Raw genomic sequence first — 14,576 nt, 5'->3', positions numbered from 1 at the left:
AGCGGAGCGCGCCCTCGCGTACCACGCCACGCCCGCACTTTTCAAGCTAAGCCTCGCAATCCCGTCGACCGATGATATAACTGACGCGGTGCCAAAGTCGTTTGCGAGGGCCCGACCATCGACCGTACAGCAACCGTCAACCCGCCCACAGCGATCCGCCTGATCGCCCTCGACCTCGACGGCACGCTGCTGCGCTCCGACAAACGCCTGAGCGTCCGGTGCGTGCGTGCCATTGCCGAGGCCACCGCGAAGGGGGTGCACGTCGTACTCGCTTCCGCCAGGCCGCCACGTACGGTGCGCGAGCTCTACCATCGCCTCAAGCTCGAAACCCTCCAGATCAACTACAACGGCGCGCTCGTACACGACGCGCTCCGCAAGCGAAATGTTCGGCATACGCCGATGTGCCACAAGCTCGCGACGAGCATCGTCCGCTACGCTCGCAAGCTCGATCCGCAGGTCGTCGTCAGCATCGAAATCCTCGACAAGTGGTACACCGACCGCGTCGACGACGAACTGAAAACCGAAACCGCCCGCCAGCAGGGCCCCGACTTCGTCGGCCCGCTCGAAGCCTTCCTCCACGTGCCCGTCACCAAACTCATGCTCCTCGCGCCGCCCGAGCGCCTCATGCCCGTCGGCGAAGCGATCCGCAAGAAGTTCGGCTCGCAGACCAGCCTGCTCATCAGCGACCGCCATCTGCTTCAGGTTGTGCACCCGGAGGTGGATAAGGCCGCGGCTGTGCGATGGGTGGCCGAGCAATATGGCATCGACGCGAGCGAAGTCATGGCCATCGGCGACGCTCCCAACGATCTGGGCATGCTTCGCGACGCAGGCCTCGGTGTCGCCGTCGGCAACGCCTGGCCCACCGTGCGCGAAGCGGCCGACGTCATCGTCAGCGAAAACGACAAAGACGGCGTCGCCGAGGCCATCCGCCGATTCGTCCTCGACAAATCGTGACAAGGTGAGACCACAAGCCGAGGACTGAAGATCGAGGACTCGATCAGGGCTTGGCTTCGTCAACCTGTAGTTATCCGTTTGCCATCCATCTCCGCCTGCACTACAAAGCATCTCGACCCGAATCACCCACGACACGAAAGGCGTGACACGCGATGAGCGAGCAGCAGCGGCAGGCGACGGTTCAGCGGATGGAGCAGGCAGGGCTGGTGGCGATCATTCGCGCGTCCAGCAATCAGGGACTGGTCGACACCTGCCGGGCATTGGTCGAAGGCGGCGTGACCGTGGCGGAGATCACCATGACCACGCCAGGCGCGTTGGAAGCGATCCGCACTGCCCGCCAGGAACTGGGCGACAGCTGTCTGATCGGCGTCGGCAGCGTGCTCGACAGTACCACGGTCGACCAGGCCGTCGAAGCGGGCGCGGAGTTTGTCGTCTCGCCCGTCTTCAAGCCTGAGGTCGTTCAGGCGTCGCACAAGCATGGCAAGCCCGTGCTCGCCGGGGCATTGACGCCGACGGAGATCCTCGCCGCGTTCGAGGCCGGCTCTGACCTGGTGAAGGTCTTCCCCGCCAACCACTTCGGCCCGCAGTATTTCAAAGACGTGCTTGCCCCCATGCCGCACCTGAAGCTCACGCCCACCGGCGGCGTAAACCTCAACACCGTAAACGACTGGTTCGCCGCCGGCGCACGATGCCTCGGCGTCGGCTCGGCGTTGGTGAAAAAAGACCTGATCGCCGCGCAGGACTGGGTCGGCCTGACCGACCTTGCCAGCCAGTTTGTCGACGCCGTCAAGGCCAGCCGACAGTGAACCGGATCGGCCGCAAGCAAGTATGATGACAGGTCACAGCCGATCGGCCGCGCTTCGTATTGTGCACGGCTCGTTCGCTTTGTGGAGTCATGCCATGATGCAAAAGCAGGGTTGCGATTGGACGCGGTGGTTCGCCGGGTGTTCAGCGGTCGCGGTGTTGGTCGCGATGACGACGCTGCCGCTCACGGGTTGTAACACCGTCGAAGGCTTCGGCAAAGACCTTGAAACCGCTGGTAAAGCAATCAGTGATCGCTCCGAGCGGGCGCGGTCCGAGTGACCTGCAACGCGGGCGTGTCACGCCTTGCTGCCGCTGTCCGCCTTGGCGGGACTGCTCTTAGCCGATGACTTCGCGCTGCTGTCGCTGCCTGATTTGCTTTCGCTCTTGTTCGACTTGCCGCTGTCGGCCGTGTCGCTTTTCTTGCCCGCTTCCTTGTCTGCCTTGGCGGCATCCTTGTAGCTCTTTGAGCGGTAGTCGGTTTCGTAGAAGCCCGAGCCTTTGAAGATGATGCCCGCGCCGGTGCCGATCAGCCGACGCACTTTCATCTTGCCGCATTCGGGGCATTTACGCACCGGTTTGGCGGTGATGGACTGGAACAACTCAAACTCATGCTCGCAAGCTTCGCAGCGGTAATCATACGTAGGCATAGTTAGAACTCCATTGGAAGATTAGCTGATGTGGCCAAGTGCACGACCGACATCCCGACGCACACGGACGATCAGCGATGTGCGGACCTTGTCTCTACATCACCAAATCGCCACATCACCAAATCACCAGATACATCACTCCGCCACGCCGACCTGGGCGGGACGGATGGTCTTTTCCTTGAGCGTATAGCCGGGCTGATATTGAGCAGTCACGTGGTCGGTCTCCACGCCTTCCACGGCTTGACGCATGAGCGCTTCGTGCCGATTGGGGTCGAAGGGCTCGCCTTTGCTCACGTCCATCCGTTCGACACCGAAGCGGTTGAGCGCCCGCATCAGCTCATCGCGCACCATGGTCATGCCAGCCATCAGGTCCTTGGCAGACGTTTTCTCCGGGTCGACTTCCAGCGCACGATCGAAGTGATCGAGCACTGTCACCAGCCCGCGGGCAAAGTCGAACAGTTGTTGTTCGCGGGCCGAGGCGATGTTCTGTTCGCTACGGCGGACGAAGTTCTGATAGTCGGCCGCGATGCGCTTCAGCCGATCTTCCAACTCATCACGCTCGCGCTCAATCGAACTGATCGCTTCCTTCAACTCGTTCTCGACAAGCTCCGCATCGGGCGTTTGCGAGTCTTCCGACTCGGCCGCCTCTTCAGGCGACGTGTCGCCGGGCGACGGCTGCGCTGCATCAGGCTGTTTGTCGTTGTCTTTTTTCTTGCGATTCATCATCGCTTGCCTTCCTTCTCGGCCGATCGTGGTCGAGGTCAACTGAGGTACGTCTTGATCTTGTCCCAGAAACTGCTGGATTCGGGCATGACGGCGCGGTCTTCCGTCTCGGCATACGCACGCAGCAACTCGCTCTGCTTTTCGCTCAGCTTTTTCGGCACTTCAATCAGCAGCACGACGACAAGCTCGCCGCGTTGACTGTTGCGCAGGTTCGGCAGGCCGTGGCCGCGAAGTCGAACAAGCTCGCCGTGCTGCGTGCCAGGCTTGATGGTGATTTCCTGCTCGCCTTCAAGTGTGGGCACGTTCACCTTCGCACCCAGCGCGGCTTGTGTAAAGCTGATGGGCATCTTGAGGATGAGATGGTCATCCTCGCGCGTGAACAGTTCGTGCTGGGCAACGCGGATCACCACGTGCAGATCGCCGCGCAAGCCCGGCGTGGCCGAGGCCGCACCGCCGGGGTCGGAGCCGGGTTCGCCTTCGCCGGGCACGCGAATGGCCTGGCCGTCGTGAATGCCCGGGGGAATCTTGACCGACAGCTTGCGATCGCGCGGCTGCCTGCCCGACCCCTTGCAGTCGGTGCACTTGTCGCGGACGACCTGCCCGGCGCCGTTGCAGGCGGGGCAGGTGGTGACCATGCGGAACATGCCGCCGAAGCCGGATTGGGCGACCTGCCCCGACCCGGCACACGTGACGCAGGTGACCGGCTTCGAGCCGGGCTTCACGCCCGAGCCTTCGCAGGTTTCGCATGCATCCTGGCGGGTGAATTCGACTTCGCGTTCAACGCCGGCATGAACTTCTTCGAGCGAGATTTCGACAAGCGTTTCCAGGTCATACCCGCGTCGAGCCCGATTGCGTCGCGCACCGCCGCGACCGCCCATGCCGCCGGCCGCGCCGCCGAAGATATCTTCGAACATCGAGAAGATGTCGCCGGCGTCCATGTGGCTGAAGTCGTGGGCGCTCGTGCCGCGCAGCCCGGCATGGCCGTAGCGGTCGTAGCGCTGACGCTTGTCCGCGTCGGCGAGAATTTCATACGCCTCGGCCGCTTCCTTGAACTTCGCCTCGGCCTCCGCATCGCCGGGGTTGCGGTCAGGGTGATACTTCATCGCGAGCTTGCGATACGCGCGCTTGATCTGGTCCGCGCTGGCGCTTCGCTCGATGCCGAGGATTTCGTAATAGTCTCGCGTCGTCGCCATGAAGTCGGGTCTCAAATTTCGGGGATCGGTGTCGCGTTTCAGGTTCGAGGCCAGAAACGCGAATCGCGAGCCCCGACCTCTTCGTGAAAGAAGCCCACGGATTGTCACCCGCGGGCTTCGAGGATGTTACCAGTGTCGGAACCCGTGGGTTACGAAACCGCGCCTTCAATGAGTTCTTCGTCGTCGTCGAACTCGGTGATGAGCACGTTGGTCGTAAGCATCAGGCCCGCGACGGACGCACCGTTCTGTAGTGCGGTGCGAGCGACAAGCGCCGGGTCGATGATGCCGAGCTTGACCAGGTCGCCGTATTCACCGGTCGCGGCGTTGTAGCCGTGGTTGCCCTTCTTGTTCTTGACTTCTTCGACGACGATGTAGCCATCGGCACCGCTATTGTCCACGATCTGGCGAAGCGGGGCTTCGAGCGCTGCTGCGACGATGTCGTAGCCGAGCTTTTCATCGCCCCGAGCCTTGCCGCGGGCCTTGTCGACCGCCTCGATCGCACGGATGAACGCCACGCCGCCGCCGGGCACGTAGCCTTCCTGCGCTGCGGCCTTGGTTGCGTGCAGGGCGTCGTCGACGCGATCCTTGCGTTCTTTCATGGCCGTCTCGGTCGCCGCGCCGACGTGCACGATCGCCACGCCGCCGGTGAGCTTGGCCAGGCGTTCCTGAAGCTTCTCGCGATCGTAGTCGCTGGTGGTCTTTTCAATCTGGGCACGGATCTGGTCAATCCGCTGATTGATTTCTTTCTTCTTGCCCGCGCCTTCGATGATCGTGGTCGAGTCCTTGTCGATCACAACCTTCTTGGCGGTGCCCAGCGCGTCAAGCTCGAGTGTTTCGAGGTTTTCGCCGAGGTCTTCACTGACGAACGTGCCGCCGGTGAGGGTGGCGATATCGCCGAGCATGGCCTTGCGTCGATCGCCGAAGCCCGGCGCCTTGACCGCGGCCACCTTGAGTACACCGCGCAGCCGGTTGACGACCAATGCCGCCAACGCTTCGTTCTCAACATCTTCCGCGATGATGAGCAACGGCTTCTGCGCCATCGCGACCTTATTCAGCAGCGGCAGGAGGTCGGGCAGGTTGCTGATCTTCTTCTCGTGGATGAGAATCAGCGCGTCTTCGAGCACCGCTTCCTGCGAGCCGGGGTCGGTCATGAAGTAGGGAGAGAGGTATCCCTTGTCGAACTGCATGCCTTCGACGTAATCGAGCGTCGTCTCGGCGGCCTGGCCTTCTTCGACCTCGACCACACCCTCGGCGCCGACCTTGTCGATGGCGCTGGCGATCAGCTCGCCGATCTCAACGTCGCTGTTAGCCGAGATGGTGGCGACCTTCTTCAGGTCTTCTTTGCCCTTGCACTTGGTGGCAAGCTGCTGGATCGCTTCGCCCGCGGCCTCGGCGGCGGCGGTGATACCACGCTGGATGGCCATCGCGTTGCCACCGGCGGTGACGTGCTTGAGGCCTTCAATGAAGATCGCCTCGGCGAGCACGGTCGCGGTGGTCGTGCCGTCGCCGGCCTTGTCGTTGGTCTTCTTTGCGACTTCGACGACCATCTTCGCGCCCATGTTCTGGAACGGCTCGTGGAGTTCGATCTCCTTGGCGACCGTCACGCCGTCCTTGGTCACGGTCGGCCCGCCGAACGACTTCTGCAACACCACGTTTCGGCCGGTCGGCCCCATGGTCACTTTCACAGCGCTGGCAAGCTGCTCCAACCCCTTGCGGAGTTGGACCGCTGCCTCGCTGCCGAACATCATCTGCTTATTTGCCATCGTTGTGGCTCCGTTTTGTACTTGTGTGCGATTCAGGAAAGCCGCGAATCGACGCGGTCTGCTGCCATGGCAAGGTGACAAGGTGGAGCGGTGACACGGTGATTGGGATTAGCCCCATTCACCTTGTCACCAAGTCACCGAGTCACCATGTCATGTTTCACTTCTCCACCACGCCGAGCAGTTCGCTCTCGCGGAGGACCATGACGGTTTCGCCGTCGAGTTCGATTTCCGTGCCGCCGTACTTACCGTAGAGGACGACGTCGCCCTTCTTGACGGAGACGGGCGTGCGCTTGCCTTCGTCGCTGAGCTTGCCGGGGCCGACGGCGACGACCGTGCCGGTCATCGGCTTTTCCTTGGCAGACTCGGGCAGGTAGATTCCGCCTGCGGTGCGGTCTTCGGCTTCCTGAGGCTTGACCACGACGCGATCGTCGAGGGGCTTGAGGTTCGTCTTGGTCTTGGTTGCGGTTGCCATTGTTGCTCTCCAGCGAATCGTTGTTTGTGTTAATGAAGGAATTACGGGTAAAGGCAGTGAACCTTAAGCTGCACTGCCTTGCGTTTGTTTTACATCATGCCGGGCATGCCCATGCCGCCCATTCCGCCCATGCCACCCATGCCGGGCATGCCGCCGCCCATGCCGCCCATACCACCCATCGGGTCGCCGCCACCGCCGCCGGCTTCTTCTTCGTTGTCAGGCGACTCGGTGATGATGCAGTCACAGGTCAGCAGCAGCGTCGCAACGCTCACGGCGTTCTGCAACGCGGTGCGGTCGACCTTCGCAGGCGTGATGATGCCACGCTCGACGAGGTCGGCGTATTCGAGCTTGAGCGCGTCGAAACCATTGCTGCCCTTGGCGACCTTCACCTTGGCGACGACGACGCTGCCGTGTTCGCCAGCGTTGTCAGCGATGGTGTGCAACGGCACTTCCACCGCACGCCGTACCGCTTCCACGCCAGCCTTCTCCGCGTCGCCGGTGGTCTTGACCTTGTCCAGTGCCGACTGGGCACGGAGGAAGCTCACGCCGCCGCCGGGTACGATGCCCTCTTCCAGCGCGGCTCGCGTTGCGTGCAGCGCGTCTTCCACGCGGGCCTTCTTCTCCTTCAACTCGGCTTCGCTTCCCGCGCCGACGTTGATCTGCGCCACGCCGCCGGCCAGCTTCGCCAGCCGTTCCTGCAACTTCTCGCGGTCGTAGTCGCTGGTGGTGTCTTCAATCTCACGGCGGATCTGCTCGATGCGAGCCTGAATCGCCTTGCTCTCGCCCGCGCCTTCAACGATCGTCGTGTTCTCGCTGTCGACGGTGACCTTCTTCGCCAGGCCGAGCTGGGCGAGTTCGACCTTGTCCAGTTCGACGCCGAGGTCCTTCATGATCGGGTCCGCGCCGGTGAGGATGGCGATGTCCTGAAGCATGGCCTTGCGGCGGTCGCCGTAGCCCGGGGCCTTGACCGCACAGACGTTGAGCACGCCGCGCAGCTTGTTGACCACCAGGGTCGCGAGCGCTTCGCCCTCAACGTCCTCAGCGATAATCAGCAACGGCTTCTTCGCTTCCTGCACCTTCTCCAGCAGCGGGACGAGCTTCTGGATCGAGCTGATCTTGTCTTCGTAGACCAGCACGAGGCAGCGTTCCAGATCGACGGTCATCTCGTCCTGGTCAGTGATGAAGTTCGGCGAGAGGTAGCCGCGATCGAACTGCATGCCCTCGACAACGTCGACGTAGGTGTCCAGGCCCTTGCCCTCTTCGACGGTGATGACGCCGTCCTTGCCCACGCGTTCGAAGGCGTCAGCCATGATCTTGCCGATCGCCAGGTCGTTGTTCGCACTGATGGCGGCGACGTTGGCGATGTCCTTCTTGGCATCGATGGGCTTGGCCTGCTTGCTGATGTTTTCCACGAGGGCTTCAACACCCTTTTTCATGCCGCGGACCAGCGCGTTGGCGTCGACGCCAGCGGTGATCTGCTTCAGGCCTTCGCGGAACAGGGCCTCGGCGAGCACGGTCGAGGTGGTCGTGCCGTCGCCGGCTTTGTCGGAAGTCTGGCTGGCAGCTTCCTTGACGAGCTGGGCGCCCATGTTCTCGTACTTGTCTGCCAGCTCGATCTCCTCCGCGACGGTCACGCCGTCCTTGGTGACGGTCGGCCCGCCCCAGCTCTTGTCGAGTACGGCACTGCGACCACGGGGGCCGAGCGTGCTCTTGACTGCGGAAGCGAGCTTTTCGACGCCTTGCATCAAGCGTGTGCGAGCCTCGGTTTCAAATGCCAGTTGTTTCACCGCCATGTCTGTCTGTCTCCAATTGCTATGGGGTGCATCGGGTTGGTCTTGTATCCTTGTGGCCGTTGCGGGTGACAACACCTGCAGCGACCGCCTCGGAACAATTATGCAACCGGGGTGCCGAACTTTGCGACAAGCGTGCTTTTGCGTAAAGCGATGAACAGAAAGGCATTAACGTTGCCCATGGAGCGGTGGGCGTGGATTTGGCGTCCGGGCTTGCTGTCAAGCTGGCAGGCGGGGGGTGATGGGGCTGACAGATCCGTCGGAAAGCTGGCGTGGGGACCGGATGGCTCGGACGCTACGGATTCAGCCGCAGGAAAGGCTAGAAACTCGCGGTCGCCTCTTTAACATCCTCGAAAATCGGAAACACCGTATCGAGGCGGGTGACCTTGAAAACGAAGGCGACGTTGTCCTGACAGTTCGCCAGGGCGATTCGGCCGCGAACGTGTTCCAGGTCCTGAAGGAACGAAACCATCGAGCCAAGGCAGGATGACGCCAGGAATGTCACTTCCGCAAGATCGAAGACGAAATAGTTTCCGTGGTGGCAGCGCACTCGCTCCTCGCATTCAGCGATCAGCTCCTGCATCTGCGTATGCGTCACCTCCGGGAGGCGAATCGTCACCGTCACCACGGCACCGGACTGGTCGAGTTCAATTCCGTCACACAGCATGGTCAATCTCCCTCGCCGAGCCGCGCGAATCAGACGGCGGCCGTCGGCTGAGGTGTTATCGACCCATGTTTTGGTGAGCTTCGCTGTTTGGCCATGCTGTTGGCAATGGAAATGCTTCCGCAGCTTGCCCGACCGCCACAACCGGCACAGTTGGTCGAGTCGATGCGTAAGTTGGCCGACTTTTATTAACCATTGGCGATCACTTGCCGAGCAGATCGGCGAAGCGGTGGGCCTGGCGGTTGAAACTGTCTGCGTTGCCGGGCTCGACGGTGAGCAATTCGGACGCGTTGCGGACGATGGTGCGCAAGTGAGCGAGGTCGCGGACATCGCCGTGGCCGATCGCCTGGGTGAGCGCGTTGCCGACGGCCGTGCCTTCATAGGGGCCGACGACGACGCGGCGGTCGATCGCGTCGGCGGTCATCTGGTTGAGCAGCGCGTTCTTGCCGCCGCCGCCGACGATATGCAGCACGTCCATCCGTTGGCCGAGCAGGTCTTCGAGCTTCGCCAGCGTGTGGCGGTAGGTCATCGCAAGGCTTTCGAGGCAGCAGCGCACGTATTGGCCGGGCGTTTCAGGCCTGGGCTGGCCGGTGGCGTCGGCGAAGGCGTCGATCTTGGCGCACATGTCCCCCGGTGTGGCGAACGGCGCGTGCCCGGGGTCAATGAGCGTGCGGAACGGGTCGGCAGCGTCGGCCTGCTGGGTGAGGGCGGGGTAGTCGTATTCCTCGCCGCGCCGGGCGTAGTCGGCGCGAACCTGCTGCACCAGCCAGAGGCCTGCGATGTTTTTCAACAGGCGGATCTTGTTTCCAACGCCACGCTCGTTGGTGAAGCCGGCCTCGCGCGAGGCGTCGGTGACAATCGGCTCATCGACCTCCGCGCCCATGAGCGACCACGTCCCGCTGGAGAGGTAAGCCCAGTTGGGTGTGGCGCTGACGTCGACGGGCACGGCCGCGACGGCGCTGGCCGTGTCGTGCGAGCCGGGCACGATGACGTCGATCGGCTCGACGTTCGCAGCCTCGGCGAGCTCGGCGCGCAGCTTGCCGATACATGAGCCGGCGGGCACGATGCGGCCGAGCATGTGCGTCGGCAGGTCGAGCCGCTGCAACAGATCGGTCGACCATTTCCCGGTGTGCGGGTCGACCATCTGTGTCGTCGAGGCGATGGTCGCTTCGTTGACCTGCTGGCCGCTGAAAAAGTAGTGCAGCAGGTCGGGCATGTTCAGCAGCCGGGTGGCGTGTTCGAGCGTGGCAGGCTCGGCGTCGCGCTGGGCGATGAGCTGAAACAGCGTGTTGAACGGGAGAAACTGGATGCCGGTGGCGTCGTAGATCGTTTTTTCGCCGAGCTTGTCGATGGCCTGCTGGAAGGCGAGCGGGTGGCGTTCGTCGCGGTAGGCATAAGGCAGGCCGAGCAGTTGCCCGCTTTTTCCGATGAGGCCGAAGTCGACGCCCCACGTGTCCACCCCGAGGCTGACGAGCGTGACGTTCTGCTCACGCGCCAGCTCGCCGGCGCGTGTGAGGCCCTGCATGAGGTCCGCCCAGAGTTGCAGCAGGTTCCAGTGATAGCCGGAGGGCAGACGTTGCGGCGTGTTGGCGAAGCGGTGTGCCTCGGTCAGCGAGATGTGCTCGCCGTCGAGCACCGCCAACATCGCTCGGCCGGACTCGGCACCGAGGTCGAACGCTACGTAACCTGTCTTGCTCATCGAATCTCACCTTATTGTTGCGTAGGGAGAGCGTCTGGGCGGTTGCGCTCCGCGGCTAATTGGAATTGGATGACCTGGTCATCACGCGCACGGCCTGCACGAAATAGGGGATGCCGCTGACCAGCGTGACGATCACCGTCAGGTAAACGAGGATGTCGCGCACCCAGCCCATCCAGCCGTGGCCCGCCAACTTGGGATCGAAAAAGACAATCAGCAGCACGACCGGCACGGTGACGGATTGCAACACCATCTTCAGCTTGCCGGACATGTTCGCCCCGAACTGGATGCCCTTGCCCTCGAGCTCGCCGCGCACACCGGTGACGAGCAACTCGCGTGCGAGAATGATCGCCACCATCCACGGGTAGACCCCGCTGACCATGACGAAGATCGCGCGATCGTCCACGGCGTCGGGCATGACGAATCGCGGGCCCGCGAGGTAGATGAACGCGCCGATGACGAGCACCTTGTCGCAGAACGGGTCCATGATTCGGCCGAACGTCGACTCGACCTGCCATTTACGCGCGAGGTAGCCGTCGAGGTAATCGGTCAGTGCCGCGACGATGAACACGACCATCGCAATCAGCAGAATCCAGTCCGGCGTGGAACTGGCATAGCGATACTGATTGAGGATGACGAAGAACAGCGCCGCGAGCACGAGGCGGAACAGCGTGAGTTGGTTGGGCAAGTGGCGTTGCATCGGCAGTCCTGCGTGCGGATCAGCGAACGTTGGCATCGTACCGAATTCGCCGGTTAGCCGCGAAGCGCCGCCGCTTCGCCGGCGAGTCGGCCGGTGCACCAGGCCCATTGGAAGTTGTAGCCGCCGATGCGGCCGTCGACGTTGAGGATCTCGCCGCAGAGGTGCAGCCCGTCGCAGCGTTTGCTCGCCATGGTTTTGAGGTCGACTTCGTCCAGCGGCACGCCGCCGGCGGTGACCTCGGCGAACAGGTAGCCGCGGTCGCGCTGCACCGGCAGCGGCAGGGCGGTCAGCGCGTGCACCAGGCGTCGGCGGTCTTCGCGCTTGAGGTGGCCGAGCGGCGTGCCGGGGTCGATGCCCGCACCGTGTCGCACGACCGCTTGCGCAAACCGCTCGGGCAGCCAGCAGCGCGGCACGCTGGTCACGGTCGCCTTCGGTCGGCGTTGTGCTTCTTCCTGCACGATGGCTTCGACGTCGACGAACTCAAGGTCGCCGGTGAGGTTGGCGGTGAGTTGCACGTTCGCGTCCGCGTTGTGCGCTGCGACCCAGTGTCGGCTGATGTCCATCGCCGCCGGGCCGGAGATGCCGAAGTGGGTGACGAGCATCGCGCCCGCCTGCTTGTGCATGGCCTTGCCGCTGGCCGCGGCGAGTGTGAGCGTGACGTCCGCGGCAATGCCGGACAACTCGGTCAGCCAGTAGCCCTTGGGCAGCATGAGTGGCACGAGCGCCGGCCAGGTGGGTGTGACCGTGTGGCCCAGCCGTTTGACCAGTTCATAGCCGAACCCGTCGCTGCCGGTCTTGGGCAGACTCTTGCCGCCGGTGGCGAGGATGACGCGCCTGGCGTGCAAGGCTTGCTCGTCGGAGCGGATGATGAAGCCGGGCGATTGCGGAGCACGGTCGATGGCGGTGACACGCCAACCGGTCCGCAGCTCGACCTTCGCGTCGGCCATGGCTTTGAGCAGTGCGTCGAGCACGGTGCGGGCCTGGTCGGTGGTGGGGAAGAGCTTGCCGGTGTCTTCGCGTTTGAGCCGGACGTTGAGCTGCTCGAAGAAGGCGACCGTCTGCTTGACGGTGAACGTCTTGAGAATGCGCTGCACCTGCTTCGCCGACGCGCCGAAGTAGTCGCGCGGGTAGACGACGTCATGGGTAACGTTGCATCGGCCGCCGCCAGCGACGAGGATTTTCGCGCCGAGCTTTGTTGCGCCGTCGAGCGCGACGATGCGCGTGCCTTTCGGTGATGATCGGCCGGCGAAGATCGCCGCCATCATCCCTGCCGCGCCGACGCCGACGATGGCGATGTCGTATTGGTCGTGGTGTGTGGTCACAGTCCGGTAGTGTAGGGCAGGGCTCGCCCTGCCGCGATGGGGGTGAAGCAATCAACGGTGCATCGTGCTCCGCGACCCACCCAAGGTCTGCCCCTGTTACACGCGTCCGAGAAAACCCCGCTTCCCACGCTGCCATCCGCATCACCGCGCCCGATGCCCCCCTTGCGCGTCGGCGCAAGCGTCTAAAACCCACTCATAAGCCACGAAAACCTACTCATAAGCTTCTAAGGCCTACTCATAAGCTTCTAAAATCTACTCATAAGCCTCTTACGCCTACGCGCAAGCGACGAAAGCCTGCTCATAAGCCTCTAAAACCTACTCATAAGCTTCTTGTGAGTACGCGCAAGGGACGAAAACCTGCTCGCAAGGCCCTTGCGCCTACGCGCAAGCGTCTAACGCGCCGGGTGTCGGGTGCCACTGGTGGCTTGTCCACCAGTGCGTTCGGGCGTTGGACGTTCATCGGCACTGGTGGCAAGCCACCAGTGGCACCCGGCACATATTTCGCAGGCAGGTCAGTGCGCCCCGTTTACATGCCGATCACCAGCCAGTACACGGTGATGCCGACGAGGTTGGAGAAGCCGTGAAGCGCGGTAATGAGGATGATGGCGGCTAGCGTGGTTTCGCGCGCGAAGCGGGCGTATCCGTAGGCGTAGATGAAGCCGGTGATGAAGGCAGGAAAGATGGCGATGGCGATAGGGTGGAGGGCGACCATGATGACTGCGGACACAACCATGAAGCTCCAGGGGCGGGTGATGTTGAAGCGATCACCGCGGAGCTTGCGCATCAGAGCGTACGGGAGCGTGCACTCGATAACCGTTTCAACAAATGGGCTGATGAAGACGCCGTAAACGAAAAAAAGGAACGGGTCCATGTCGGCGAAAGGGTCGGCGATATTAGGCGGGGCGAAGATTCGGTGGGCGATAATACTGCCGAGGACGACGAGCGGCCAGCGGACGGTGAAAAGGATGAGGAGGAAGAGGTGCCAAGGCAGCGCATCGAAACGGTCGAGCAGAGAGAGACGCTGCGGGGCCGGGTGAGTAGTGATCATGACCGTGGAGGTGATTGTATCTTGCCACGCTATTCAATTGAAATCGTTTCTGTGAGAGACCGGCTGGACGCTACGCCGCGTCCTTGAGCATCACCCGGCACCTGGTATCCAGCTACACAAACATGCTCACAATACCGAATGCCAGGCCTGCTACGAGCGATAAGTTGGTTAACAGCGGGCTGGTATCTTTCAATTGGTCGACTTCGCTGAAGTAATATCCGAAATGACAACTGAGCCCCAAAAGCAAATAAAAAAGTAAAGCAAATGATGTTGCTGGTTGACTATCGAGCATCGTGATGTGCGGTGCGGCATGGCCGAACATCGGCACCGTTCCAAAGACAGCCCAGTTCACCAACGGGAGGCCAATCAACAGCGCGGGCAGGACAACGCCACACCCATACTTGGATTTCCCCACCGGCGAGATCAGATATCGCTCTGAAATCTGCAACGTCGGTTCCCCTACCGTTATGTAAAGCCACCAGCGGCACCCGGCACGCCCTGCCCTACGGCGCTAATGCGCAGGTCGTTCGATCGTGTTTTTCCATATCCAGAAAGCAACCGGCGCAACTGGGAAAAGGAAGATGAACACGGCCGCCCAGATGGGCTTGTCATACGGCCCGGGGAAACGATGCGTCGGCGATGCCATCAGATCAAGGAACTGCACAAGCCAGAACGCCAGCCAGATCAAAGAAACGGCGGTAAGGCTCATACCGACGGTCGCCCCGGGCATGCCCAGCACGACCATCAGGAGCAATATCGCCAGCACGAGCGACAACGCAAGGCTTAGTCGCCGAACCGTG

Annotated in this window: 16 protein-coding genes; 3 read left to right on the top strand and 13 right to left on the bottom strand. The window is 62.5% G+C overall.

Translation table 11 applies throughout. The features are described 5' to 3' along the window. Nucleotides 1-117: 117 nt before the first annotated feature. From ACERK3_06175 to ACERK3_06165, 3 genes are all read left to right on the top strand, one after another. Entirely contained in the window at nt 118-954 is an 837-nt protein-coding gene (locus ACERK3_06175; GenBank protein ID MFA9477881.1) for a Cof-type HAD-IIB family hydrolase, read from the top strand. A 152-nt stretch (nt 955-1,106) separates the two neighbouring features. Next, nucleotides 1,107-1,760: a bifunctional 4-hydroxy-2-oxoglutarate aldolase/2-dehydro-3-deoxy-phosphogluconate aldolase gene (locus ACERK3_06170; GenBank protein ID MFA9477880.1), complete on the top strand. Its 654-nt coding sequence runs from the start codon at nt 1,107-1,109 to the stop codon at nt 1,758-1,760. 94 nt (nt 1,761-1,854) lie between these two features. Beyond that, nucleotides 1,855-2,037 carry an entericidin A/B family lipoprotein gene (locus ACERK3_06165; protein ID MFA9477879.1) on the top strand — a complete coding sequence of 61 codons (183 nt, stop codon included), beginning with the start codon at nt 1,855-1,857 and terminating at the stop codon, nt 2,035-2,037. Nucleotides 2,038-2,054: 17 nt separating this feature from the next. Here the strand turns inward: ACERK3_06165 and ACERK3_06160 are convergent, their stop codons facing one another. The 13 genes from ACERK3_06160 to ACERK3_06100 all read right to left on the bottom strand — a co-directional run bounded on the left by ACERK3_06160 (nt 2,055) and on the right by ACERK3_06100 (nt 14,551). After that, on the bottom strand, nt 2,055-2,405 hold the full coding sequence (locus ACERK3_06160; GenBank protein MFA9477878.1) for an FmdB family zinc ribbon protein: 351 nt from the start codon (nt 2,403-2,405) through the stop codon (nt 2,055-2,057). Between the two features lie 135 nt (nt 2,406-2,540). Next, nucleotides 2,541-3,131 carry a nucleotide exchange factor GrpE gene (locus ACERK3_06155; protein MFA9477877.1) on the bottom strand — a complete coding sequence of 197 codons (591 nt, stop codon included), beginning with the start codon at nt 3,129-3,131 and terminating at the stop codon, nt 2,541-2,543. A gap of 35 nt (nt 3,132-3,166) precedes the next feature. Continuing rightward, entirely contained in the window at nt 3,167-4,321 is a 1,155-nt protein-coding gene (gene dnaJ / locus ACERK3_06150; protein ID MFA9477876.1) for a molecular chaperone DnaJ, read from the bottom strand. Nucleotides 4,322-4,470: 149 nt separating this feature from the next. Beyond that, nucleotides 4,471-6,084, bottom strand: a complete 1,614-nt coding sequence (groL, locus tag ACERK3_06145) for a chaperonin GroEL (protein ID MFA9477875.1) — start codon at nt 6,082-6,084, stop codon at nt 4,471-4,473. A 157-nt stretch (nt 6,085-6,241) separates the two neighbouring features. Then, nucleotides 6,242-6,556, bottom strand: a complete 315-nt coding sequence (gene groES / locus ACERK3_06140) for a co-chaperone GroES (GenBank protein ID MFA9477874.1) — start codon at nt 6,554-6,556, stop codon at nt 6,242-6,244. 89 nt (nt 6,557-6,645) lie between these two features. Continuing rightward, nucleotides 6,646-8,349: a chaperonin GroEL gene (groL, locus tag ACERK3_06135; GenBank protein MFA9477873.1), complete on the bottom strand. Its 1,704-nt coding sequence runs from the start codon at nt 8,347-8,349 to the stop codon at nt 6,646-6,648. Between the two features lie 316 nt (nt 8,350-8,665). Beyond that, a complete protein-coding gene (locus ACERK3_06130) occupies nt 8,666-9,013 on the bottom strand; it encodes an STAS domain-containing protein (protein ID MFA9477872.1) in 348 nt (115 codons plus the stop codon). A gap of 199 nt (nt 9,014-9,212) precedes the next feature. Beyond that, nucleotides 9,213-10,709: a rhamnulokinase family protein gene (locus ACERK3_06125; protein MFA9477871.1), complete on the bottom strand. Its 1,497-nt coding sequence runs from the start codon at nt 10,707-10,709 to the stop codon at nt 9,213-9,215. Nucleotides 10,710-10,764: 55 nt separating this feature from the next. Next, complete coding sequence (gene pgsA, locus ACERK3_06120) at nt 10,765-11,442, bottom strand: CDP-diacylglycerol--glycerol-3-phosphate 3-phosphatidyltransferase (protein MFA9477870.1); 678 nt, start codon at nt 11,440-11,442, stop codon at nt 10,765-10,767. 17 nt (nt 11,443-11,459) lie between these two features. Next, a complete protein-coding gene (locus ACERK3_06115; protein ID MFA9477869.1) occupies nt 11,460-12,728 on the bottom strand; it encodes an NAD(P)/FAD-dependent oxidoreductase in 1,269 nt (422 codons plus the stop codon). Nucleotides 12,729-13,254: 526 nt separating this feature from the next. Then, a complete protein-coding gene (locus tag ACERK3_06110) occupies nt 13,255-13,776 on the bottom strand; it encodes a hypothetical protein (protein MFA9477868.1) in 522 nt (173 codons plus the stop codon). Between the two features lie 112 nt (nt 13,777-13,888). After that, nucleotides 13,889-14,224 (bottom strand): hypothetical protein, encoded by a 336-nt coding sequence (locus ACERK3_06105; protein MFA9477867.1) that lies wholly within the window; start codon nt 14,222-14,224, stop codon nt 13,889-13,891. A gap of 63 nt (nt 14,225-14,287) precedes the next feature. Continuing rightward, on the bottom strand, nt 14,288-14,551 hold the full coding sequence (locus tag ACERK3_06100; protein ID MFA9477866.1) for a hypothetical protein: 264 nt from the start codon (nt 14,549-14,551) through the stop codon (nt 14,288-14,290). Between the last annotated feature and the right edge of the window lie 25 nt (nt 14,552-14,576).

This window comes from Phycisphaerales bacterium AB-hyl4 (assembly GCA_041821185.1).
Classification (GTDB): Bacteria; Planctomycetota; Phycisphaerae; order Phycisphaerales; family Phycisphaeraceae; genus Natronomicrosphaera; species Natronomicrosphaera hydrolytica.
This window is presented reverse-complemented; position numbering and strand designations above follow the sequence as displayed.

What these genes read in the sequence shown, in the direction of transcription:
- ACERK3_06170 (MFA9477880.1), top strand. Translation starts at nt 1,107, where the DNA reads ATGAGCGAGCAGCAGCGGCAGGCGACGGTTCAGCGGATGGAGCAGGCA.
- ACERK3_06165 (MFA9477879.1), top strand. Translation starts at nt 1,855, where the DNA reads ATGATGCAAAAGCAGGGTTGCGATTGGACGCGGTGGTTCGCCGGGTGT.
- ACERK3_06160 (MFA9477878.1), bottom strand. Translation starts at nt 2,405, where the DNA reads ATGCCTACGTATGATTACCGCTGCGAAGCTTGCGAGCATGAGTTTGAG.
- ACERK3_06155 (MFA9477877.1), bottom strand. Translation starts at nt 3,131, where the DNA reads ATGATGAATCGCAAGAAAAAAGACAACGACAAACAGCCTGATGCAGCG.
- dnaJ (MFA9477876.1), bottom strand. Translation starts at nt 4,321, where the DNA reads ATGGCGACGACGCGAGACTATTACGAAATCCTCGGCATCGAGCGAAGC.
- groL (MFA9477875.1), bottom strand. Translation starts at nt 6,084, where the DNA reads ATGGCAAATAAGCAGATGATGTTCGGCAGCGAGGCAGCGGTCCAACTC.
- groES (MFA9477874.1), bottom strand. Translation starts at nt 6,556, where the DNA reads ATGGCAACCGCAACCAAGACCAAGACGAACCTCAAGCCCCTCGACGAT.
- groL (MFA9477873.1), bottom strand. Translation starts at nt 8,349, where the DNA reads ATGGCGGTGAAACAACTGGCATTTGAAACCGAGGCTCGCACACGCTTG.
- ACERK3_06130 (MFA9477872.1), bottom strand. Translation starts at nt 9,013, where the DNA reads ATGCTGTGTGACGGAATTGAACTCGACCAGTCCGGTGCCGTGGTGACG.
- ACERK3_06125 (MFA9477871.1), bottom strand. Translation starts at nt 10,709, where the DNA reads ATGAGCAAGACAGGTTACGTAGCGTTCGACCTCGGTGCCGAGTCCGGC.
- pgsA (MFA9477870.1), bottom strand. Translation starts at nt 11,442, where the DNA reads ATGCCAACGTTCGCTGATCCGCACGCAGGACTGCCGATGCAACGCCAC.
- ACERK3_06110 (MFA9477868.1), bottom strand. Translation starts at nt 13,776, where the DNA reads ATGATCACTACTCACCCGGCCCCGCAGCGTCTCTCTCTGCTCGACCGT.